At 62.6% G+C, this 22,695-nt stretch carries 21 protein-coding genes; 8 read left to right on the top strand and 13 right to left on the bottom strand.

The features are described 5' to 3' along the window. Window positions 1–31: 31 nt before the first annotated feature. From OPV09_RS18545 to OPV09_RS18535, 3 genes are all read right to left on the bottom strand, one after another. A complete protein-coding gene (locus tag OPV09_RS18545; RefSeq protein WP_034755334.1) occupies window positions 32–1,135 on the bottom strand; it encodes an HD-GYP domain-containing protein in 1,104 nt (367 codons plus the stop codon). Window positions 1,136–1,183: 48 nt separating this feature from the next. Continuing rightward, window positions 1,184–2,362, bottom strand: a complete 1,179-nt coding sequence (locus tag OPV09_RS18540) for a pyridoxal phosphate-dependent aminotransferase (protein ID WP_338682311.1) — start codon at window positions 2,360–2,362, stop codon at window positions 1,184–1,186. A gap of 83 nt (window positions 2,363–2,445) precedes the next feature. Next, on the bottom strand, window positions 2,446–2,880 hold the full coding sequence (locus tag OPV09_RS18535) for a putative toxin-antitoxin system toxin component, PIN family (protein ID WP_034755336.1): 435 nt from the start codon (window positions 2,878–2,880) through the stop codon (window positions 2,446–2,448). 30 nt (window positions 2,881–2,910) lie between these two features. On the opposite strand from OPV09_RS18535, the gene yaaA reads away from it, so the two are divergent. Continuing rightward, window positions 2,911–3,681 carry a peroxide stress protein YaaA gene (gene yaaA / locus OPV09_RS18530; RefSeq protein ID WP_338679055.1) on the top strand — a complete coding sequence of 257 codons (771 nt, stop codon included), beginning with the start codon at window positions 2,911–2,913 and terminating at the stop codon, window positions 3,679–3,681. 86 nt (window positions 3,682–3,767) lie between these two features. Here the strand turns inward: yaaA and OPV09_RS18525 are convergent, their stop codons facing one another. Next, window positions 3,768–4,571, bottom strand: a complete 804-nt coding sequence (locus tag OPV09_RS18525) for an outer membrane protein assembly factor BamD (RefSeq protein WP_034755339.1) — start codon at window positions 4,569–4,571, stop codon at window positions 3,768–3,770. An 89-nt stretch (window positions 4,572–4,660) separates the two neighbouring features. Between OPV09_RS18525 and OPV09_RS18520 the strand changes: the two genes are divergently transcribed. Together OPV09_RS18520 and pgeF are read left to right on the top strand one after the other, a co-directional pair. Next, a complete protein-coding gene (locus OPV09_RS18520) occupies window positions 4,661–5,686 on the top strand; it encodes an RluA family pseudouridine synthase (RefSeq protein ID WP_034755341.1) in 1,026 nt (341 codons plus the stop codon). Then, window positions 5,686–6,471 (top strand): peptidoglycan editing factor PgeF, encoded by a 786-nt coding sequence (gene pgeF / locus OPV09_RS18515; protein ID WP_338679054.1) that lies wholly within the window; start codon window positions 5,686–5,688, stop codon window positions 6,469–6,471. Before OPV09_RS18520 ends, pgeF begins: the two co-directional genes overlap by 1 nt. 16 nt (window positions 6,472–6,487) lie before the next feature. Here pgeF and OPV09_RS18510 read toward each other — a convergent pair whose 3' ends face one another. Further along, window positions 6,488–6,721: a hypothetical protein gene (locus tag OPV09_RS18510; RefSeq protein WP_319991331.1), complete on the bottom strand. Its 234-nt coding sequence runs from the start codon at window positions 6,719–6,721 to the stop codon at window positions 6,488–6,490. Window positions 6,722–6,826: 105 nt separating this feature from the next. Here OPV09_RS18510 and phaC point away from each other — a divergent pair, with 105 nt between their 5' ends. The 3 genes from phaC to rimO all read left to right on the top strand — a co-directional run bounded on the left by phaC (window position 6,827) and on the right by rimO (window position 10,880). After that, window positions 6,827–8,542 carry a class I poly(R)-hydroxyalkanoic acid synthase gene (phaC, locus tag OPV09_RS18505; protein ID WP_338679053.1) on the top strand — a complete coding sequence of 572 codons (1,716 nt, stop codon included), beginning with the start codon at window positions 6,827–6,829 and terminating at the stop codon, window positions 8,540–8,542. Window positions 8,543–8,766: 224 nt separating this feature from the next. Next, window positions 8,767–9,330: a polyhydroxyalkanoate synthesis repressor PhaR gene (gene phaR, locus OPV09_RS18500; RefSeq protein WP_010399000.1), complete on the top strand. Its 564-nt coding sequence runs from the start codon at window positions 8,767–8,769 to the stop codon at window positions 9,328–9,330. Window positions 9,331–9,524: 194 nt separating this feature from the next. Further along, a complete protein-coding gene (rimO, locus tag OPV09_RS18495; protein ID WP_128143344.1) occupies window positions 9,525–10,880 on the top strand; it encodes a 30S ribosomal protein S12 methylthiotransferase RimO in 1,356 nt (451 codons plus the stop codon). 84 nt (window positions 10,881–10,964) lie between these two features. Here rimO and OPV09_RS18490 read toward each other — a convergent pair whose 3' ends face one another. Further along, entirely contained in the window at window positions 10,965–11,540 is a 576-nt protein-coding gene (locus tag OPV09_RS18490) for a PEP-CTERM sorting domain-containing protein (protein ID WP_338679052.1), read from the bottom strand. A 218-nt stretch (window positions 11,541–11,758) separates the two neighbouring features. On the opposite strand from OPV09_RS18490, the gene OPV09_RS18485 reads away from it, so the two are divergent. Beyond that, on the top strand, window positions 11,759–12,925 hold the full coding sequence (locus tag OPV09_RS18485; RefSeq protein WP_338679051.1) for a cystathionine beta-lyase: 1,167 nt from the start codon (window positions 11,759–11,761) through the stop codon (window positions 12,923–12,925). A 33-nt stretch (window positions 12,926–12,958) separates the two neighbouring features. On the opposite strand, the gene OPV09_RS18480 is transcribed toward OPV09_RS18485, so the two are convergent. Next, complete coding sequence (locus OPV09_RS18480) at window positions 12,959–13,321, bottom strand: DUF4870 family protein (RefSeq protein WP_034755352.1); 363 nt, start codon at window positions 13,319–13,321, stop codon at window positions 12,959–12,961. 86 nt (window positions 13,322–13,407) lie between these two features. Between OPV09_RS18480 and OPV09_RS18475 the strand changes: the two genes are divergently transcribed. After that, window positions 13,408–15,297: a serine hydrolase domain-containing protein gene (locus OPV09_RS18475; protein WP_338679050.1), complete on the top strand. Its 1,890-nt coding sequence runs from the start codon at window positions 13,408–13,410 to the stop codon at window positions 15,295–15,297. A 7-nt stretch (window positions 15,298–15,304) separates the two neighbouring features. Here OPV09_RS18475 and OPV09_RS18470 read toward each other — a convergent pair whose 3' ends face one another. From OPV09_RS18470 to mfd, 6 genes are all read right to left on the bottom strand, one after another. Beyond that, window positions 15,305–15,562, bottom strand: a complete 258-nt coding sequence (locus OPV09_RS18470) for a hypothetical protein (RefSeq protein WP_338679049.1) — start codon at window positions 15,560–15,562, stop codon at window positions 15,305–15,307. Further along, entirely contained in the window at window positions 15,559–16,413 is an 855-nt protein-coding gene (locus OPV09_RS18465; protein ID WP_338679048.1) for a DUF692 domain-containing protein, read from the bottom strand. The genes OPV09_RS18470 and OPV09_RS18465 overlap by 4 nt, the downstream gene beginning before the upstream one ends. Beyond that, window positions 16,403–17,323, bottom strand: coding sequence for a TIGR04222 domain-containing membrane protein (locus tag OPV09_RS18460; protein WP_338679047.1), 921 nt, complete (start codon window positions 17,321–17,323; stop codon window positions 16,403–16,405). The genes OPV09_RS18465 and OPV09_RS18460 overlap by 11 nt, the downstream gene beginning before the upstream one ends. Then, window positions 17,320–18,048: a nucleotidyltransferase domain-containing protein gene (locus tag OPV09_RS18455; RefSeq protein ID WP_338679046.1), complete on the bottom strand. Its 729-nt coding sequence runs from the start codon at window positions 18,046–18,048 to the stop codon at window positions 17,320–17,322. Before OPV09_RS18455 ends, OPV09_RS18460 begins: the two co-directional genes overlap by 4 nt. A 109-nt stretch (window positions 18,049–18,157) precedes the next feature. Then, a complete protein-coding gene (serB, locus tag OPV09_RS18450; protein ID WP_070305064.1) occupies window positions 18,158–19,000 on the bottom strand; it encodes a phosphoserine phosphatase SerB in 843 nt (280 codons plus the stop codon). Between the two features lie 55 nt (window positions 19,001–19,055). Beyond that, entirely contained in the window at window positions 19,056–22,499 is a 3,444-nt protein-coding gene (gene mfd / locus OPV09_RS18445) for a transcription-repair coupling factor (RefSeq protein ID WP_338679045.1), read from the bottom strand. Window positions 22,500–22,695 lie beyond the last annotated feature (196 nt).

Raw genomic sequence — 22,695 nt, 5'->3', positions numbered from 1 at the left:
ATTCGCGTATTGCGACCCATGCCAATAAGCGCTACAACCGCGCTTCATCCCCCCACACATGCCGCATGCTGAAGCGCACGCCCGCATCATCTTCGTGCAGCGACGAAACGATGGCGAACTGGCTGTCGCCCGTGTCGCGCGGCGTCATCTGCGATAGCTGGGCGGCGGCCAGCGGCGCGCCCAGCGGGTCGCTGAGCGGGTGGACCTGGCCGGCGCCCCGTTGCGTGACGACGCCCAGTTCGCCGCTGCGCAGGCGCACCAGAGTGCCCGGTGGATATTTGCCCAGCAGGTTGACGAACTGTTCTCCCAGCAGCGGATCGATGGGCACGCCCTGGTCGAGGAAGATGTGCTGCAGCGCCTGGTCGGGCACGATGGAGCGCCGGTAGTTGCGCGCCGAGACGCGGGCGCAATAACGGTCGGCCAGGCCGATCAGCTTGGCATTTTGCAGGATTTCATCGGCCGTGCGCCCCTGCGGGTAGCCGCTGCCATCGTCGTTTTCATGGTGCAAGAGCACACAGCTCAGCCATTCCTCGTCGTCGACACCGGCGCATCGCAACAGTTCCGTGCTTTCCTGCGGATGCTGGCGCACGATGCGCATTTCTTCGTCGTTCAGGGGGCCGCGCCGATCCTGGAAACTGTCGTGGTGGCGCAGCATGCCCACGTTCATCGTCAGCGCGGCCGCGCCGATCAACAGCAATTCATCGTGGGACTTGTGCATGCTGCGTCCTACCAGCATGGCCAGCAGCGCCGTTTCGATGCAGTGGCGCACGGCGTAGCTGCCGGCGATCTGGTTGAGCAGGATGCTGGCCAGGGCGATATCGGCATCGTGCTCAAGCGCGCGCAGCAGTTCGCGCGCGATGTCGCGTACGTCGCGCTCGGCATTGTTTTCGCTGCGCAAGGCCAGCAGCAAGCGTTCCAGGCGCTGCGCCGCCTCGTTGAGCAAGCGCAAGACGGATGGCTGGTCCGGCGCCCCCACGTACAGGCCCAGCTGCATTAGCCGCCCCAGCTGCGCGCCATCCGTGATGATCTGCCCCTTGCGCAATTGCGGGCCGGCACTATGGTCAGCCAGAAACAGATCCCAGGGCAGGGGTTCGCCGGGAACCAGGTCGGCCGGGCCGATGCGACGCTGTACCATGCTTGTCATCCTTTGCCCCGCCGCAGCGAAGCCATGTTCAGTGCTCGGTTATATGCTGCGCAGGCGCTCGAGCGCCAGGCGCAAGGTTTCGTCTTTTTTGGCAAAGCAGAAGCGCACGATGCCCGACTCCTTGCCCTGCGCATAAAACGCGGACACGGGAATGGCGGCCACCTTGATTTGCGTCGTCAGCCATTCAGCGAACTGCGCTTCGCTCTCTTGCGAAATGGCATCGTAGCGCACGCACTGGAAATACGTGCCGTCGGCCGGCAGCAGGGTAAAGCGGCTGCCCGCCAGGCCATCGCGGAACAAGTCGCGCTTGCGCTGGTAGAACGCGGGCAAGTCCAGGTAGGGCTGCGGGTCGGCCATGTAGCCGGCCAGGCCGTGCTGCATCGGCGTGTTGACGGTAAACACGTTGTACTGGTGCACCTTGCGAAACTCCGCCGTCAGTGCGGCCGGGGCGGCTACATAGCCGACTTTCCAGCCTGTCACGTGATACGTCTTGCCGAAGCTGGAGACGATGAAGCTGCGTGCCGCCAGTTCCGGGTTGCGGCTCAATGAGGCGTGCGGCACGCCGTCGTACACCATGTGTTCGTAGACTTCGTCGGACAGTATCAAGATTTGCGTGCCGCGCACGATGTCGGCCAGCGCGGCCACATCGGCGGGGCGCAAGATCGTGCCAGTCGGGTTGTGCGGCGTGTTGATGATGATCAAACGCGTCTTGCTGCTGACGGCAGCGGCCAGCTTGTCCCACGGCACGCTGTAGCCGTGTTCACCCACCTCCATGGAGACGAGCACGGGCACGCCGCCGGCCAGCGCGATGGCGGGCAGATAGCTGTCGTAGGCCGGTTCGATGACGATGACTTCGTCGCCCGGGTGCACGCAGCAGAGGATGGCCGTGGTGAGCGCCTGCGTGGCGCCGGCCGTGACAGTGATTTCCGTGCCGGCATCATAGCTGTGGCCGTACAGGCTGGCGACCTTGGCGGCGATGGCCTCGCGCAAGGGCGCGGCGCCCGTCATCATCGGATACTGGTTGTGGCCTGCGCGCATGGCGTTGCTGACGCGGTCGACCAGTTCAGGCGCGCAATCGAAGTCGGGAAAACCCTGGCCCAGGTTGACGGCGCCATGCTGGGCCGCCAGGCTGGACATGCGGGTAAACACGGTGGTGCCGACAGCAGGCAAGCGGGTGGTCAGGGCGGGAGTCGTGTAGGGCAGGGACGGGCTGTTCATGAACGGTAGGGGCGCGGTGCGGAAAGTGGAATCGTGTCCCATTCTAGCGCAGCGCGCCCCGTTGCGTGCGGGGCTTTAAAGGCTCAGCCTGGCAATGCCCAGCCTTCCGGCACCATGATCTTGAACATGCCGGCCTTGGCCGTCTTGCGGGCCAGTTTCAGCAGCGCCTTGTCCTTGGTGATCAGGATGTCGGCGTTGGCGTCGCGCGCCAGTTCGAGGAATTTCTGGTCATCCTTGTCCGTGCAGACGGGCAGGCGCACGCCGGAGACGGGCGGCGCCACGACCGTGATGTGGGCGTCGAAGCGGGCGGCGGCAACGGCGCGGCTCGCTTCATCGAGGGGCAGATGCTTGTAGTGCAGCACGACCAGATATTCCGCGCGGCAATCTTCGCGCGTAATGGCATGCACGGCGCCGCTTTCCATGGCCGCCAGCAGCCCCGCCCAGCGCGGGTCGTTGAAGACGAACAGGTCGAGGCAAACGTTGGTGTCGAGGACGAGTTTTTGTGGAGCAGGTATCATGTCGGCAATTCTATTCTGTAGTGATAATTTATGTTGATCGTGCTTTCGCCCGCCAAGAGTCTCGACCTGGAGACGCCGCCAACAACCTCGTTGCACAGCACTCCCGATTTTCTCGACCATTCCGCCCAGCTCATAGCCCGCATGCGCCAGTTTTCGCCCGCCGAAGTGGGCAGCCTGATGGGCATTTCCGACGCCTTGTCGGCTCTGAACGTGGCCCGCTACGCGTCCTGGACACCCCAGCTTGACGACGCGCGCCAGGCCATCATGGCCTTCAATGGCGACGTGTATGCCGGTTTCGAGGCGCGCAGTCTGCAGCCGGCCCAGCTCGACTATACCCAGTCGCGCGTGCGCATCCTGTCGGGCCTGTACGGCTTGCTGCGCCCGCTGGACCTGATCCACCCGCACCGCCTGGAAATGGGCACGCGGCTGTCGACCACGCGCGGCAAGGATTTGTATGCGTTCTGGGGTGACACCATCACCAACGGCCTGAATCGCACGGCGAAGGAGCAGGGCGCGAAAGTGCTGGTCAACCTGGCTTCCGAAGAATATTTCAAATCCGTCAAGCCGCGCCAGCTGGACGTGCCCGTCATCGCGCCCGTGTTCGAGGACTGGAAGAACGGCAAATACAAAATCATCTCGTTCTACGCCAAGCGCGCGCGCGGCATGCTGGCTCGCTATGCGGCCGTCAACCAGATCCGCGATCCCGAGCAGCTGAAGCAGTTCGACGTCGATGGTTATGCGTATGTGCCGGAGGCGTCGAACGATACTAACTGGGTGTTTCGGCGTAAAATTGGCAACTGAATGCAACAGACGGCTGGGGTCAGACCCGACGGGTCTGACCCCTTGGCATAAAGAAAAAAACCGGGCTAGCCCGGTTTTTTCTTATCTTACTGCCAGAATTTCCACCACTTGCGTTCCTTGTTCACCCCTTCCGGGCTGAGGAATGCCGTGTTCGGGTAGTTCTTGGTCAGCACGCGCAAGGCATCGTCGCGCAGGTCGGTCAGGCCCAGCTTGTCATACGAGCGGTACATGATGAACAGCGCTTCTTCGATGGCCGGCGAGGCACGGAAGTCGCTGACCGTCGTTTGCGCGCGGTTGGCGGCGGCCAGGTAGGCGCCGCGGCGGTAGTAATAGCGCGCCACGTGTACTTCGTATTTCGCCATGGCATCGATCAGATAGTTCATGCGGGCCAGCGAATCGGGCGCATATTTACTATTCGGGAACTTGTCGACCAGTTGCTTGAAGGCTGCAAACGCTTCGCGCGTGGCTTTCGGATCGCGCTCGGTCGGGTCTTGCTCGTACAGGAAGTTCAGGAAGCTGATCTGGTCGTTAAAGCTGATCAGGCCCCGCAAGTAGTACATATAGTCCACATTGGCGTGGTTCGGATGCAACTTGATGAAGCGTTCGACGGCAGCCAGTGCCTGCGCCTGGTCTCCCGACTTATAATACGCGTAAGCGATCTCCATCTGCGCTTGCAGAGCATAGTTGCCGAAAGGATAGTTAGCCTCCAGCTTCTGGAACAGGCCGATTGCAGCTTCATAGTGCTGCCCGGCCATTTCTTCACGCGCCTCCGAGTATAATTTCGTAACGGACCAGTTTTTGGTCTCATCCACTTTTTCAGGCAACAAGCTGCAAGCGGACATGCCGAGCAGAACGACTGAAGCGACTACCAACGATAATTTTTTTTGCATGACGTTTTGCAAGAAGGTTTTAACCAAGATTTTACAATAGGCTGATTATAGCCGATGGGAATGCTGTGATATTAACTCCGAAGCCTAATTTGGCTGACCCCGCGTTTGACTCCCTTTCTGACCATGCTGCCGAAGAGGCGTTTGACGGCGATTTTGCCGCCGACGACGTCTTCGAGGAAATGGCCCCGATTACATTGGAACTGACGCCGGACGCCTGCGGCCACCGCCTCGATAAAGTCATCTCCAAGCTGGTGCCGCAATACTCGCGCAGCCGCTTGCAATTGTGGCTGGAAGCCGGTTTCGTGACCGTCGATGGAAAAGTTGCCAAACGCAACATGACCGCCTATGGCGACGAAAAGATCGTCATTCTGCCGCAAAGCGCGCCGGAAGACGAGGCTTTTAAGCCGGAAGCGATGGAATTGAACATCGTGCACGAAGATGAGCATATCATCGTCATCAATAAACCGGCCGGACTGGTCGTGCATCCGGGTCCCGGCAACTGGTCGGGCACCTTGCTCAACGGATTGCTGCACCACTGTCCGCAGCTGGCTGGCGTGCCGCGCGCGGGCATCGTGCACCGTCTGGACAAGGATACGAGCGGCCTGATGGTCGTCGGCAAGACACTCGCTTCGCAAACGGACCTCGTGCGCCAGTTGCAGGCGCGCACCGTCAAGCGCGAATATTTCGCGCTCGTGTGGGGCACGCCGAAAATGGCGGGTACCATCGATGCGTCCATCGCGCGCCACCCGCGCGACCGGGTCAAGATGGCCGTCTCGGAAAACTTTACCGCCAAGCCCGCCATCACGCACTATGAATTGATCGGCAGCGGCGAACTCGACCGCCGTCCCGTGAGCCTGATGCAATGCCGCCTGGAAACAGGCCGCACGCACCAGATCCGCGTGCACATGCAGCATCTGGGATTCGCGCTGGTCGGCGACTACGTGTACGGCAAGCAGCACCTGGTGTCCGTCTTCTCGCGCCAGGCATTGCAGGCGCGCCGCCTGGGCCTCGTGCATCCGGGCACCTTGGAAGCGTGCGAGTGGATCGTGCCGCTGGCCGATGATTTCGCCGAGCTGATCGCTACCGCCGGTATTCCCGAGCCGGAACAGGTTTGATGACGTCGCCGTTGCCTTGCCTTATACCCGATTGGCCCGGCTTGCCCGCGAACGTGGGCGCGCTGGCGACCGTGCGCGCGGGCGGTGTCAGTGAAGGGCCGTACGGTGACGGGCAGGGCGGCGGCGGCTTGAACCTGGGCACGCACGTGGGCGACGATCCCGCGCACGTGGCGGCCAACCGCGCGCGGCTGGGTGCCATATTGCCTGCCGAGCCGGCCTGGCTGTCGCAGGTGCATGGCGTGGCCGTGGCCGATGCTGGCAAGCTGGACGGCCATGTGCCGGACGCCGACGCCAGTATCGCCGCCTTGCCTGGCGCCGTGTGCGTGGTGATGACGGCCGATTGCCTGCCGGTGCTGTTCTGCTCAACGGATGGCCTCGTCGTCGGCGCGGCCCATGCGGGCTGGCGCGGCCTGGCCAACGGCGTCTTGCAGCGCACGGTGGAAAGCATGCGGGCGCAGGGCGCGACGGATATCCTCGCCTGGCTGGGGCCGGCCATTGGTCCGCAGCAATTCGAAGTGGGTCAGGACGTGCTGCAAGCGTTCCGCGATGGCGCGCGTGATGATGTTGAACGGCAAGTACTGAGCGCCGCCTTCGTCGCTATCGCTGGCAAGCCGGGCAAATACCTGGCCGACATCTATGCACTGGCGCGTACCATGCTGCTGCGCGATGGCGTGGCGCAAGTGGCGGGAGGGGAATATTGCACCGTCAGCGATGCGGCGCAGTTTTACTCGTACCGGCGCGATGGCGTCACGGGAAGACAGGCCAGCTTGATCTGGCGCAAATAATCTGCACGGCAGACACTTATGTGTCTGCCGTTTTTGTTTTATCGTCTGCTGATGCTTGGGCACGCGCCTTCTGTTCCGCGATGCGCACGGCCTTGCGTTTGCGTCGCCGCGAGCCCGTCAGATAGAATAGGATGGACAGCGGGATGACGCAGTACAGCACGAAGGTCATCACCCCGGCGACGATCGATGGTTCCGTCAGCGCCATGAGGCCAACGACATAGATCCAGGCAACAGCGGTCATGAGCATCATTGGTATTGCCAGTCAGTAAAAGTTTGCATGCAGGTGGCCCGGAAGTAATTATTTATTAATTCTTGAATGGACTTACATATACCTATGAATATGCCCGATCCTCAAATGATGACCAAAGAATGGATGGCGCAGATCAGCAATCCTGAGCAGTGGAAGACGTGGTTCAACATGGTACCGCAGCCCCAGGGCAATCCGATTGCCGGCATTTTGCAGGATGCGGGCGCCAGCATCAAGCCGGAAGCGATCGAGCAACTGAAAAACGCCTACGTAGCCAAGCTGACGGGCTTGTGGACCGACTTTATGGCAGGCAAGGCGCCGGAACTGAAAGACCGCCGCTTCGCCGCGCCCGCCTGGCACGCCAGCCCTTTGTCGGCCTTCAATGCGGCCGCCTACCTGCTGAATGCGGAGTTTCTCAGCGCCATGGCCGATGCCGTGGAAGCGACGCCGCACCAGAAGCAAAAGATTGCGTTTGCCGTGCAGCAAATCGTCGATGCCATGTCGCCGGCCAACTTTCTTGCCACCAATCCCGATGCCCAGCAAACCCTGATCGAGACCAAGGGCGAAAGCCTGACCAAGGGCTTGAGCAATATGCTGGCCGATATGCAGAAGGGCCGCATTTCGCAGTCCGACGAATCGGCCTTCGAAGTGGGCCGCAACGTGGCCACCACGCCAGGCACGGTGGTATTTGAAAACGCCTTGTTCCAGCTGATCCAGTACACGCCGACGACGGCCACGGTACACCAGCGGCCGCTGTTGATGGTGCCGCCGTGCATCAATAAATTCTATATCCTTGACTTGCAGCCGGAAAACTCGCTCGTGCGCTACGCAGTGGAGCAGGGCAATACCGTGTTTCTGATGTCCTGGCGCAATCCCGACATGAGCATGCAGCACCTGACGTGGGACGATTACGTCGAGCAAGGCGTGATCGAGGCGATCAAGGTGACGCAGGAAATCTCCGGCCAGGACAAGCTCAATATGTTCGGCTTTTGCGTGGGCGGCACCATCGTCTCGACGGCGCTGGCCGTGCTCAAGGCGCGCGGCGAGAACCCGGCCGCCAGCCTGACTCTGTTGACCACTTTCCTCGATTTCTGCGACACGGGCGCGCTCGACGTCTTTATCGACGAGCCACAAGTGGCGCTGCGCGAGCAGTCTCTGGCCAAGGGCGGCCTGATGTCGGGCCGCGACCTGGGCAGCACTTTCTCGAGCTTGCGGCCGAACGACCTCGTGTGGAACTACGTGCAGTCGAATTACCTGAAGGGCAAGGAGCCGCCCGCGTTCGACTTGCTGTACTGGAACGGCGACGGCACGGGCTTGCCGGGCCCCATGTTCTGCTGGTATCTGCGCAACACGTACCTGGAAAACAGCCTGAAAGTGCCGGGCAAGCTGACGGTGGCAGGGGAAAAGGTCGACCTGAGCAGCATCGACGCGCCCGCTTTCATCTACGGTTCGCGCGAAGACCATATCGTGCCTTGGGGCGCGGCCTACGCCAGCACGGCCTTGCTGAATCCGAAAAAACCGAAAGCCAACCGCTTTATCCTCGGTGCCTCGGGCCATATCGCCGGCGTGATCAATCCTGCCTCGAAGAAAAAGCGCAGCTACTGGAGCAATGACAAGCCACGCACGGCGAAAGCCAAGCCCTTGACCGCCGAGCAATGGATGGAAGGCGCGACCGAACACGTGGGCAGCTGGTGGCCCGAATGGGCGGCCTTCCTTGCCGAACACGGCGGCACCCAGGTGAAGGCGCCGGGCAAGCCAGGCAACAAGCGCCACGCGGCTATCGAGGCGGCGCCGGGCCGGTATGTTAAAGTCAGAGCGGATTAATTCACAAAGCGTTTTTGCTGGCAAGACCGGCGTAATCTCCGGTCTTGTCAGGAATCTACTTTTAGTTGCGTTGCAATAAATGCGGGAATCTACTACCCTGATGTGCAATGGAGTTGTTTTCCACTCTATAATGCAAAAAGTAGGCAGGTGCGAAAGCGAACCCTGGTTCGCTTTTTTTTCGAATCAACTCAGTATGCGCTGCGGCGCAATAAGTGGAACTTGTGATGAGTAGTGCAAAAAAAAGTATAGACCGCCTGATTAAAAAATATCCCAACCGCCGTCTGTACGACACGCAAACCAGTTCCTACATCACCTTGACGGACGTCAAGCAGCTGGTGTTGGACAATGAGGTGTTTACCGTCGTCGATGCCAAATCCAATGAAGATTTGACGCGCAGCATCTTGCTGCAAATCATTCTGGAAGAGGAGGCGAATGGCGCACCGATGTTCTCGAGCAGCGTGTTGTCGCAGATCATCCGCTACTATGGCCACGCCATGCAGGGCATGATGGGATCCTACCTGGAAAAGAACGTGCAAGCGTTCACCGATATCCAGCACAAATTCACGGGCACCTCGGCCGGCAGCTTCGAAGGTAAGCCATTCAGCCCTGAAATGTGGACCCAGTTCATGAATGTCCAGGGCCCGATGATGCAAGGCATGATGAACAACTACATCGACCAGAGCAAGAGCCTGTTCGTGCAGATGCAGGAGCAGATGCAAAGCCAGAGCAAGAATCTGTTCGGCACGTTCCCGTTTGTTCCGCCTGTCCCGCCAACGGACAAGAAATAGTCTATGCCACACGCTCACCGGGCGATTTGATCGCCCGTGAGTTGTATCGGCGTCATCAAAACAGCATAGTTCTGCCAGCAAGGGGCTGCTCGGGGTACAATAGCCGATTCGCCTCACCATTTTACTAGCTGCCAACTATGTCTGAAATTCACCGTATTCCTGTTCCTTCCGCCCAGCCCGAGGCCATGCTGGCCATGCCAGGTGCGGCGCCGAAAGTGGGCTTTGTCTCGCTCGGCTGCCCGAAAGCGCTGGTCGACTCCGAACAAATCCTGACCCAACTGCGCGCCGAAGGCTACGAAACGGCGAAATCCTACGCTGGCGCCGATCTGGTGATCGTCAATACCTGCGGTTTTATCGATGCCGCCGTACAAGAGTCGCTCGACGCCATCGGCGAAGCGCTGGCTGAAAACGGTAAAGTGATCGTCACCGGCTGTCTGGGCGCCAAGAAAGATGCTGCCGGCGACGACATCATCATGAAGGTACACCCGAAAGTGCTGTCCGTCACGGGCCCGCACGCTTTGGCCGAAGTGATGGATTCCGTCCACTTGCACCTGCCGAAACCGCATGCGCCGTTCCTCGACCTGGTGCCGCCGCAAGGCGTCAAGCTGACGCCGAAGCACTATGCCTACCTGAAAATTTCCGAAGGCTGCAACCACCGCTGCAGCTTCTGCATCATCCCGTCCATGCGCGGCGACCTCGTTTCGCGTCCGATCGGCGAACTGATGATCGAAGCGGAAAACCTGTTCAAGTCCGGCGTCAAGGAATTGCTGGTCATTTCGCAAGACACGTCGGCGTATGGCGTGGACGTGAAATTCCGCTCCGGCTTCTGGAATGGCCGTCCCGTGAAGACCCACATGACGCAGCTGACGGAAGCGCTGGGCGAATTGGCCAAGTCCTACGGCGCCTGGGTGCGTTTGCATTACGTCTATCCATACCCGCACGTGGACCAGATCATCCCGATGATGAGCGGCGGCCACATCCTGCCATACCTCGATATTCCGATGCAGCATGCGCATCCTGACGTCCTGAAACGCATGAAGCGTCCGGCCAGCGGCGAGAAAAACCTCGACCGCATCCAGGCCTGGCGCGCCATCAACCCGGACCTGACGATACGCTCGACCTTCATCGCCGGTTTCCCAGGCGAAACGGAAGCGGAATTCGAATATCTGCTCGACTTCCTCAAGGAAGCGCAGATCGACCGCCTCGGCTGCTTCGCCTATTCGCCTGTCGAAGGCGCGACGGCCAACGCCATCGCCAACCCCGTGCCGGAAGAGCTGCGCGAAGAGCGCCGCGGCCGCGTCATGCTGCTGCAGGAAGAAATCTCCAAGAAACGCCTGCAGGCCAAGGTCGGAAAGACCGTGCGCGTGCTGATCGATGAAGTCACCCGCTCCGGCGGCGTGGGCCGCTCGTCCGCCGATGCGCCGGAAATCGATGGCGTCGTGTATGTGAAGCCGCCATTTGAGCCGCACCGCAAGCTGGCGGTGGGCCAATTCGTCGACGTGACCATCACGTCTGCGGATGCGCATGACTTGTGGGGCGCCGCGGAATAATGCTGTCCTGGTCTGGCCGACAGCGTTGATACTGTTTTGAAAAGAGGGATCGCCAGTTTGGCGGTCCCTTTTTTTTGTGTTGCTTCAGATGGCGCGACGCCGGCGCTGCATCCAGCCGATACCGGCCAGGCCGAGTAGTAACATGGCATAGGTTTCAGGCTCGGGTACCGGGACCAGTACGGGACTGATCGTCAGCTTGGTGTCTGGCGACCAGCGTACGCTGATGCTGCTCGAACCGGGATCAAAAGGATGGTAATAAGTGTAGGCAAAAGAGTCACCCGTCTTCAATCTGCCAAAATAGGTTTCGTCGGGATAGCTGCCGGTGAAATACGCGGAGATATTCAAGCCGCCTGCAGCAGAATACTCCAGTATATCTACTCCACAGCGCATGTAGATATTGCCATTGTTGCAGTCATGGTAGTAGTTCCGGCCATTGAATACCAAGTTGTAGGCTTCGTTTTTCGTGATGACATTGTCGCCATTGGCATTGTTGAAATTAAAGCTCCCTTCCAGCCGCAAGTCGGGGTTCCACGCACCGCCATTCAATTCATCATAAAAACCGGTATAGGAAAAGTTGACCACATTAGGCTTGGCCGGAGCGGCCAGCGCCGTTGTCGTGGCCACAGCCAGGACGCAAGCGAGCACTGCATTTTTCAACATGGGATATCCTTCAGATTGGAATGTATAAAATTAAAATATTAAAAATAAAGCATGCTAATAATACATGATAAATGTGTAGGCATTATTGGATTTATTCTTCCGTTCGCTATACATCTGGCGCCAGTTGTACGGCAGTTTTTGAGCAAAGCCCTTACAATCAATGCGGACCTGCACTGTGCGGTCCGCTTTTTTATTGCCTACGACCCGTTGCCGACGCCATGACCACACCCAAATCTCCGCAGACCGCGCTGATCCACAGCGATTACCAGGCGCCGCAAGGCTTTGCCGCGTTTCCGAACGCCATCCACCATGCATCGACCGTGCTGTTCAAGGACGTCGCGGCCATGCGCTCGGGCGACTGGAAAGAGAAGAACGCCTACACCTACGGCTTGCACGGCACGCCCACCACCTTCACCCTGGAAGCGCGGCTGGCCGAGATCGAAGGGGGACAATACTGCCTGCTGGCGCCGTCGGGCCTGGCGGCCATCGCCATGGCGGACTTTGCGCTGCTGAAAACGGGCGATGACGTTTTATTGCCGGAAAATATATACAACCCGAACCGCGAGCTGGGGCGCTGGCTGTCGCAGGACTTCGGCATCACGGCCCGCTATTACGATCCGCTGATCGGCGCCGGCATCGCCGCCCTGATCCAGCCAAACACCAAACTGATCTGGGCCGAAGCGCCAGGTTCCGTGACGATGGAAGTGCCGGACTTGCCCGCCATCTGTGCGGCCGCCCATGCGCGCGGCGTGCTGGTGGCCCTGGACAACACCTGGTCGGCGGGCCTGGCCCTGCGCGGTTTCGACCTGGGCGTGGATATCATCATGCAGGCGCTGACGAAATACCAGTCGGGCGGCTCTGACGTACTGATGGGTGCGCTCATTACGCGCGAGCGGACGCTGCATGACCGTCTGGCGCAGGCGCACATGCGTCTGGGCATGGGCGTGGGGGCGGACGATGCCTACCTGGTGCTGCGCGGCTTGCCCACCATGAAGCTGCGCTTCGACGCGCACGACGCGGGCGCGCGCACGGTGGCCGCCTGGCTCAAGGGGCGCGGCGAGATCGCCACGGTGCTGCATCCGGCGTTCGCCGATTGCCCGGGCCACGCCATCTGGCAGCGCGATTTCACGGGCGCGGGCGGCCTGTTTTCCGTGCTGTTCGATGCCCGCTACACGGAGGCGCAGACGGACCGCTTCGTCGATGCCTTGCAGTTGTTCAAGATTGGCTACAGCTGGGGTGGTGCGAACAGCCTGGTGATGCCGTACCGCATCGCGGCCATGCGCAAGGGCTGGCAGATGCCGGGACAGCTGGTGCGCCTGAACGTGGGGCTGGAAGATCCGCAGGACTTGATCGCCGATATCGAACGGGCGTTCGCGGCGATGTAGGCGGCAAGCCGTTGGCTTGCCGCGAAGCACCTGTTACATGGGCACGGGCTTGTTGTTGTTCAGGTCGAGGAAGCCGCGCAGCAGGCGGTACGCTTTCCACAGCCAGGCCACGCCCCACACGATGATGGCCAGCGGAATGCCGATCAGCGTGACCCACAGGATGGCGCCGACGACGACCCAGGCCACATACCACCAGAAGGAACGGATCATCCAGCTGTGATGGCTGTACACGAAGGTCCCGGCCGCCTCGTCCCGCTTCACATAATTGATGATGAGGGGAATGAAGGAAAACGCGCCCAGCGAAAACACGAAGCTGGCGCCATGTATCAGGTACAACCACCAGGCCAGGTTTTTGGTCTGCTGGAGTTGGGTATCCAAAATAATATCTTGTGACATGAAAGCTCCCGTCGTTGCTCAATTTTTAATTGTAACAAGCAAAGCGGCGCAGGAGCGCAGTCCATGGAAAAAGGCAGAATACATTGTTGAAACGAGATCGATATCTTACCGTGGCCGCGCGCGCGAGGTCATGGCTGCAGCGCGCCGTGCCAGCCTTGCTGCTGTGTGTCACGGCTGCCCATGCGGCCGGCCCCACCCTGGAGGCGGAGTTCGCCGCCGGCTTGAAGGACGAGGGCCTGGCGGGCGCCGTCTGGAGTGAAGTCTTGCCTGACGGAACAGTCAAAGTCGGCGCGTCCGGCTTGCGCGATGCCGCCAAGAATATACCGATGCAGACCGACACGCGCATGCAGGTGGGCTCCGTGGGCAAGGTGGCGCTGGCGCTGGGCGTCTTGCGCCTGGTCAGCGAAGACAAGCTCACGCTCGACACGCCATTGCAGCAGGTGCTGCCGGAACTGGCGCTGAAAAATCCGTGGCAGGCCAGCGACCCCGTGCGCATCCGCCACCTGCTCGCGCATACGTCGGGTCTCGATAACGTGCGCTTCTGGCAGGCGTTCAGCCTGAACCCGGCGCCGGAGACGCCGCTGGCCGAGGGCTTTGACGGTGGACGCAATCTGCTGCGCGTGCGTGCCCGGCCCGGCAGCCGCTATGCGTACTCGAACATGGGCTATGGCTTGCTGGGCATGGTGATCGAGAAGGTCACGGGCCAGCCGTATGAACGCTACCTCGATGCGCAGCTGCTGCAACCGCTGGGCATGGCGGACAGCACGTTTGCCTATGTTACGCAAATGAGTACGCAAATGAGCACCCAGGCGGGCGCGCATGCGGACCCGCGCCTGGCCATGGGCCACTTCGAGCATGGCGTGGCGCAGCCGGCCGTGCCCCAGTATTTGCGTCCGGCCGCGCAATTTACCACTACAGCGGCCGACATGGGCAAGCTGGCGCAATTCCTGATGGGCGATGGCAAGCTGCAGGGCACGCAGTTCATCGACCTGGCGCTGATGGGCGCCTTGTCCGAACCGGCCGGCACGGATGCGGCGCAGGCGGGCCTGGCAACGGGTCACGGCCTGGCGCTGGCCGTACGCGACCGCCATAACGTGGTGGGTGCCTGCCATCCCGGCACGACTGTCGGTTTTCGCGCCATGCTGTGCATCTACCCGGAGCAGGACAGCGCCTTCTTCGTGGCCTTCAATACGGATGCGGAGCAGGCCGACTATGAGCGCTTCAACCGCCTGCTGCTGCGTGACCTGGAACTGCCGCTGCGCGCGCCGGCCCCGCGCGGCACGCCCGCGCCCACGGTGGAAAACTGGCAGGGCGTCTACGTGCCGTCGCCCAGCCCCATGGCCAGCATGGCCTGGGTCGACGCTGTCTTCGGCTTTACGCGTGTGAAATGGGATGGCGAGTCGCTGTTCCTGATCCCGTTCCAGGGCGAGCCGAAGGAGCTGGAACCGGTGGGCGGCCTGCTGTTCCGCGCCAGCGACCGCAGCACGCCATCGCACGTGCTGATGCAGGAGGATGGCAAGCATGTGCTCAGCGATGGCTTGCGCAGCTATGAGCGCGCGTCGATGCTGCGCATGCTGGTGCTGTGGGGCAGCCTGGCCCTCGGGGCGGCCGGCTTGCTGTACGTGCTGCTGGTGGGCGTGTGGCGGGCCGCGCGGCGCAGCCTGGAACGGAGTGACCATCTGTTCGCGCCTTTGCTGGCCACGCTGGCGCTGCTCTTGCCGCTGCCGTTTTTCTATTTCCAGTCCTACCTGCGACTGGGCGACGTCACCATCGCCAGCGTGCTGCTGGCATTGGCGACGGGCGCGCTGCCGCTGGCGACGGCGTTCGGTTTGGCCCGCTGCTGGCGCAGCCGCGGCACGGCGGCCGAGGCGGGCTCGCTGGCGAAATGGGATTGGGTGGCCTTGCTGGCGGCCTTGCAACTGCTGCTGGTGCTGGCTTGGTGGGGCTTGCTGCCGCTGCGTATGTGGCAGCTGTAGCGGGCGCTTAGCGCCACATTTGCAGCAGCCGGCGCCACCAGCGTTGCGCTGGTTTCGTCTGGCCAGCGCGCCCGGCGCGCTTGGCGCGGTAGCTGGCCGCCGCCATCTGCAGGCCGATGGGGTCCATCGCCGCCATCGCCTCCGCTTCCTGCGGCGACAAGCCATGCTGCAAGGCTTGCGCATGGGGATCGAGCAGGAAGGCGGCACGCAGGGCGTCGTCCGTGTACAGCCTTGCCAGCAAGGTTTCCAGTGCGGGGGAACTCATGCGTTTCGCCCCGCGCGCAAGGCCGCGCGCGCCGATTCCAGCTGGCCCAGCACATGCTCGAACGACGGGTAATTGCCGTCGCGTTCGACTGTCACCGTCAACGGTTGCGGCGCATGGCGCGCCAGCACGGTCAACAGATCGAAGACTTCGGGCGGCACATCGTGCAGATGGTCGTCCAGCAAGCGCTGGCCGCCGCCCGGCGCTTCGATCCAGTGGCCGCCGCTCAGGTGCACGGCGCCGACCCTGTCCAGGGGCAGGCGCAGCAGCAGTTCCTGCGGCGCCTCGCCAGCATTCACGGCATTCGCATACAGGTTGTGCAGGTCGAGCAGCAGCGGCACTTGCGCGCCGTGGATAATCTGCGCCACCCACTCGGCTTCGTCCATGGTGCTGGCAGGCGGCTGGACGAGGGTGGCGATGTTTTCCATCAGCGGCGCGCTGCCGACGATGCGCGTGGCCAGCGCGATATTGGCGATGGCGCCAGCGGCGCTGTGCTGCGTGCGCGGCGGCGCCGCCAGGTGGCCGATCTCGATGCCGCCGGCACGCACGAAACTCAGGTGCTCGGACCACGATTCCGCCTGCACCGCTTGCATCAGGCGCGCCATCGCATGCAGGCGGCGCGGGTCGGCGGGAATCGTCGAGGCCAGCCCCATGCCCACGCCATGCAGGCTGACCGGCACCTGGCGCGCCAGGCTGCGCAAGGCCGAAATGCCGGCGCGCGAGGCGCCGTAATAATCGTCGGCGATCACTTCCAGCACATCGATTCGCGCCAGATTGGACAGGATGCCGGCGGCCAGTTCGCCGCGCCAGCCCAGGCCGACGCGGTCGCGCGTGGCGTCCTGGCTAACTGCCACAGCCGCCGCCACCGCCGCAACCGCCACAGCCGCTGCTGCCGCCGTCACCGCCGCCGCCCGATGACGAGTCGCCCGAGTCGCCCGTGCTGCTGGACGAGGAGTCGCCACCGCCATTTTGCCGGGGCGCCGGATACAGCTCGGCGACATACGCGTACACGGACAAGGGCAGGGCGCCGATGCCGAAGATGGCGGCCAGCAGGGCCATGTCGGCACTGCTGCTGCCCGCCTGCAGGCGCGCCGAGCGCATGTTCAGCCGGCCGAACAGCATGCGCAGGTCGGTCAGCAGCCGCTGCGCGCTCCAGCTGGTCGCCTGGGTGCGCAAGCCGCGCAGCATGAGGAGAAAAATCGCCAGCAGGGCCGCCAGGAACAGCAGATTGTAGTGCTGGCGGCTGATGGCGATGACGGCTTTGACGCCGGCCACCGTCAGCAGCAGCCAGTGCGCGGCCCAGGTGATGCGTTCGCGCCGGCGCAGCAGCGGCGGGCCGACCAGCAATTCCTGCTGCGTCAACGTCTCCTGGTAGGCGCGGCACGATGGCAGCATGTCGGCCTGCACGGCCAGTTCCTTGCTGTGGCCTTGGCGGCCCAGGTACAGCCGCAGCACGTCGCGTTCGATGTCGTGGCTGGCAAAGCGCAGGCTGTCGGCGCTGGCCGTTTCCAGCAGCGGGCCGTCGGCGCGCAGCAAGCCCCGGTCGACCAGCACGATGGCGGCGATTTTCACGGCTTCGAGGGCGCCGCCACGCAAAAAAGCAATGCGGTAGGGATCATCGGCCAGCGACAGCTGGGCGTGCGGATTGCGCAGCTCCTGGCGGATCAGCAGCTCGCGCGCCAGGTAGTACACGAGCGTGCCGAAGATCAGGTAGGCCAGCAGGAACGATGGCCCGCTCCAGTCAAAGGGATTGTAGCCGTTCACCGCATCTGCTCCGCGTGTTCGCGCAGGCGTTCGGTAATCGCCATCAGGCTTGTGAAGGCGGGGAGGGCCTGCCCCGGCGCCAGGCGCGCCGTTTCGCGCGCGGCCGACATGGCTTGCAAGGCAGAGTGCAGGGCCGGGTCGCCCAACTGGTCGACAAACGCTTCGAGCGCCTGCTTGCCGGACTGCGCAGGTTTGCCCTCGAGCTGCGCCAGCGAGGCCGCCGCCGAACGCAGCGGGCCGGCCGCGTCGGCGATGGCGCCGGCCAGCTGTTCTTCATTCAGGCTCAATAGCATATACCGTTCGCGCATGCGCAGCTGCTGGTTCAGCAGCACTTGCCGCAGGCGGCGCAGCACGGCGTCGCGGCTCGTGTGCAGGCTGGCGAAAGGATCAACGCCATGCAGCACCCGGTGGCGCGCGATGATGTCGGCGAACTTGACGGCGAAAGCGTCGGCGGCCTGGGGCAATTCGCTTTCGAGCAGGAACATCACCTGCAAATCGATGGCGGCGTGCGCCAGGCGCAAGGGGCCGCGCAGCGCATCGGCCGATGCGGGCGTAAAGCGCTTGAGCAGCAACAGCAGGTTGACGTCGGAGGTGGCGCGCAGCTGGCCATCGGCGGCCGAGCCAAACAGCACGGCGGCGGCCAGGTCGGCGCCGAAGGCCGTTTGTGCGGCGGCGACGAATATATCGAGGTGGCGTTGTATCTCTTCTGGCAGCGGTGGCGGCATGCGGTGTTCTTTCACGATGGGCTGGCGGGGTGATCACAAGTTTGCAATATAGCAAACTTGTGCCGCCGTGCGCGCACCGCCCGCCAGATAGCGCTAAGCTGGCGCCGGCTCAGCTCAAGACGTTGAGCAAGCCATCGAGTCCGACAAAGTTCAGCGCCACGTCGGCCTGCGAGCGCACCACGGGCTTGGCGCGGAAAGCGACGGACAGGCCGGCGATGCCCATCATTTTCAAGTCGTTGGCGCCGTCGCCCATGACGATGGCCTGCGATGGCGTAATGCCCATCTCTGCGCACACGCGCTCCACCGTGCGCTGTTTTTCCTCGGCGTCGACGATGCCGCCCAGGACTTTGCCCGTCAGCTTGCCGTCGATGATTTCCAGTGCGTTCGCATGCGTGTAGTCGAGGCCCAGGCGCTCCTTCAGGCGTTCGGTGAAGAAGGTGAAACCGCCCGACACCAGCAGGGTTTTCAGGCCGGCCTTTTGCACGGCCGCCAGCATGGCTTCCGCGCCCGGCGACAGCTTCAAACGCTCATCGTAGACGCGCTGCAGGGCCGACGCATCGAGGCCTTCGAGCAGGGCCACGCGCTGTTTCAGGCTGGCGGCAAAATCGAGTTCACCGCGCATGGCCGCTTCCGTGATGGCCGCCACTTGCGGTTTCAATCCCTGCATGTCGGCGATTTCATCGATGCACTCGATGGTGATCAGGGTCGAATCCATGTCCATCGCCACGAGCTTGAATTCGCTGAGTTCACGCTGTCCCATCATGTAGGTGGCGTCCAGCTGCGCCGCCTGCGCCGCCACTTCGATCGTGGGGCGCAACGCGGGCGAATAGGCGATCTGTTCGCAGCGCACGGCGTTCGGACCGAGGCGCGTGACGGACGTCGGCGCGGCCAGCGCGGCGATGCGTTCGAGGCGGGCGCTATCGCCGTCCAGGCCCTGCAGGATCAGATTCATGGTGATGGTCTTGGTATTGGTCATGGGGCAGTCCTGCATTAATTATCGAAATGGTCTACACCGTCAATTGCTTGATGGTGGTCTTGATCTGCGTCACGCGCGCGGCCAGGTCCGGCATGGCGGCCGTGATTTTCAGCTTGTCCTGGCCATGCAGCTTGATATGGCGGTTTTTCTGGATCAGGTCGATGATGCGCATCGGGTCGATCGGTGGCTTGGCCATGAATTGCAGAGTGGCCGCCTCGCCATGCACGTCGATCTTGACGATGCCCACGGTTTTCGCAGCGATGCGCAAGCGGTGCGTCTCGACCAGGGCCTTGACGGCGTCGGGCAGCTTGCCGAAGCGGTCGATCAGCTCCTCCTGGATATCGTCGATCTTCTCCTGCGTGGCGCAGTTGGCCAGGCGCTTGTAGATCGACAGGCGCTCGTGCACGTCGCCGCAGAAGTCGGCCGGCAGCAGGGCCGGCACGTGCAGGTTGATCTCGGTGGTCGACGCCAGCGGCGCGGCCAGGTCCGGCTCCTTGCCCGCTTTCAGCGAGCGCACGGCTTCGTTGAGCATGTCTGAATACAGCTGGAAGCCGATTTCCGTCATCTCGCCCGACTGGCTCTCGCCCAGCACCTCGCCGGCGCCGCGGATTTCCAGGTCGTGCATGGCCAGGTAAAAGCCGCTGCCCAGTTCTTCCATCTGCTGGATGGCGTCCAGGCGGCGCTGCGCCAGTTTCGTGAGGCCTTGCACGTCGTGCACCAGCAGGTAGGCGTAGGCCTGGTGATGCGAGCGTCCCACACGGCCGCGCAGCTGGTGCAGCTGCGCCAGGCCGAACTTGTCGGCGCGGTGCATGATGATGGTGTTCGCCGTCGGCACGTCGATGCCGGTCTCGATGATCGTCGTGCACAGCAGGATATTGAAACGCTGGGCGACGAAGTCGCGCATGACTTTTTCCAGGTCGCGCTCGTGCATCTGGCCATGCGCCACGGCGATGCGCGCCTCGGGCAGCAGTTCCGTCAGCATGGCCAGACGGTTCTGGATGGTTTCCACTTCGTTGTGCAGGAAGTAGATCTGGCCACCGCGTTTGAGTTCGCGCAGGCACGCTTCGCGGATGATGGCTTCGCCCTCGCTGCGCACGAACGTCTTGATGGCCAGGCGCTTTTGCGGCGCCGTGGCGATGATGGAAAAGTCGCGCAAGCCTTCCAGTGCCATGCCCAGTGTGCGCGGGATCGGCGTGGCCGTCAGGGTCAGCACGTCCACTTCCGCACGCAAGGCTTTCAGCGCTTCCTTCTGGCGCACGCCGAACCTGTGTTCCTCGTCGATGATGACGAGACCCAGGCGCGTGAATTTCACGTCGTCGGACAGCAGTTTATGGGTGCCGATGACGATGTCGATGGTGCCGTCGGCCATGCCCTTGAACGCCTGTGTGATTTCCTTGCCGCTACGGAAGCGCGACAATTCCGCGATGCGCACGGGCCAGTCGGCGAAACGGTCGGCAAAGGTTTGCGCATGCTGCTCGGCCAGCAGGGTGGTGGGCGCCAGGATGGCCACCTGCTTGCCACCCATGACGGCGATGAACGCGGCGCGCAGCGCCACTTCCGTCTTGCCGAAGCCGACGTCGCCACAGACGAGGCGGTCCATCGGTTTACCGGAAGTCATGTCCTTGATGACGTTGTGGATGGCCTCGGCCTGGTCCGGCGTTTCATCGAAGCCGAAGCTGTCGGCGAAGCGCTGGTAGTCGTGCGACGAGAATTCGAACGAGTGGCCCTGGCGCAGCGCGCGGCGCGCATACAGGTTGAGCAGCTCGGCGGCCGTGTCGCGCACCTGTTCGGCCGCGCGCTTCTTCGCCTTTTCCCACTGGCCCGAGCCGAGCGAGTGCAGCGGCGCGTCTTCCGGCGACGCGCCCGAATAGCGCGAGATCACATGCAGCTGCGACACGGGCACGTACAGTTTGGTGTCCTTCGCGTATTCCAGGTGCAGGAACTCCGTTTCGCCTTCGCCCAGGTCCATGCTGGTCAGGCCCATGTAGCGCCCGATGCCGTGGTTGATGTGCACGACGGGGTCGCCGATTTTCAGCTCCGACAGGTCGCGCACCATCGATTCGACCTGCGTCACGCCTTCCTGCTTCTTGGTGCCGACCCGGCGGCCGGAACCGGCGTACAACTCCGTTTCGGTGATGAAGGATAAATTTCCATCCGGCGTAAACAGCTCGAAACCCGCATGCAGCGGCGCCACGCCTAACATCAGTTTGGCGTCGGATTGCAAAAAGCCATCGCTGCCTTCGACGGGCGTCAGGTGCAGATCGTATTCGCTGAAGTACTGCTGCAAGGTTTCGCGGCGGCCGTTCGATTCGGCGCAGATCATCACGCGGCGCCCCGATTGCAGCAAATAGCTGCGCAGGTTGGCCAGCGGATCGTCGGCGCGGCGGTTGACGGCGATGTTTGGCACGGGCGCCGACAGTTCGGACGCCAGCGCATCGTTCGACTTGGCGATCGCCAGGCGCGCATACGGCTTGGCCAGGCCGAAGAACTGCTCGTCGGACAGGAACAGCGATTCGGGCGGCAGGATGGGCCGCTCGCGGTCCGCTTTCAGGAAGCGGTAGCGCGACTGGGTATCGGTCCAGAAGCGCCCGATGGCAGCGTCGATTTCTCCCACCAGGGCCAGCGAGGCGTCGGGCGGCAGGTAGTCGAACAGGGTGGCCGTCTGCTCGAAGAACAAGGGCAGGTAGTATTCGATGCCGGCCGAGGCGATGCCGCTGCTGATGTCCTTGTAGACGACCGAGCGCGATGGATCGCCTTCGAACTGTTCGCGCCAGCGGTTGCGGAAGGTGGTGCGCGCCGCTTCGTCCATGGGGAATTCGCGGCCCGGCAGCAGCCGTACTTCATGCACGGGATACAGCGAGCGCTGGGTGTCGGCATCGAACGTGCGGATGGTCTCGATGGTGTCGCCGAACAGGTCCAGGCGGTAGGGCAGGGCGGACCCCATGGGGAACAGGTCGAGCAGGCCGCCGCGTACCGAGTATTCGCCCGGCGACATCACTTGCGAGACATGGCTGTAGCCGGCCAGGGTCAGCTGCGACTTCAATCGCGCTTCATCGAGCTTTTCGCCCTTCTTGAAGAAGAAGGTGTAGGCGGCCAGGAACGATGGCGGCGCCAGGCGCACGAGCGCCGTGGTGGCCGGCACGATCAGCACGTCGCACTGGCGCGTCTGGATTTCGTGCAAGGTGGCCAGGCGCTCGGAGACCAGGTCCTGGTGCGGCGAGAACGCATCGTAGGGCAGGGTTTCCCAGTCCGGCAGCAGATGGCAGCGCAGTTCCTTGCCGCCAAACCACGGGATTTCATCAAGCAGGCGCTGGCCGTCGCTGGCCTGCGCCACCACCACGGCCAGCATCTGGCCCCGCGCTTTCAAGGCCGAAGCGGCCAGCGCCAGGGCATAGGCGTCGGATGAACCATACAGGGCGGGCAGCGCATAGCGGTTGCCGGGCTTGGGGAGGGCTTTTGTTAAGTCTAAGGACATGCAGGCGATGACACTAGTGGCAGAGGCAGTTGAATGGGACAGCTGTGGTGCGCGCCGCGCCGCCAGTGACGGCGCTGACAGGCAGGATTATAGACCATCGCCTATATCTCCGCGCTTGAGAAAACCGTCGCGAGCGGAAGTGATTTGCGGTCGAGAAGCGCAACTGTGCTTTGCACGGGGCCGCCGAGGCAGTGAG

The sequence above is a fragment of the Janthinobacterium sp. TB1-E2 genome (genome assembly GCF_036885605.1).
Taxonomy (GTDB): Bacteria; Pseudomonadota; Gammaproteobacteria; order Burkholderiales; family Burkholderiaceae_D; genus Janthinobacterium; species Janthinobacterium aestuarii.
The sequence above is the reverse complement of the archived record's forward strand: the minus strand, read 5'-3'. Positions and strand labels throughout refer to the sequence as shown.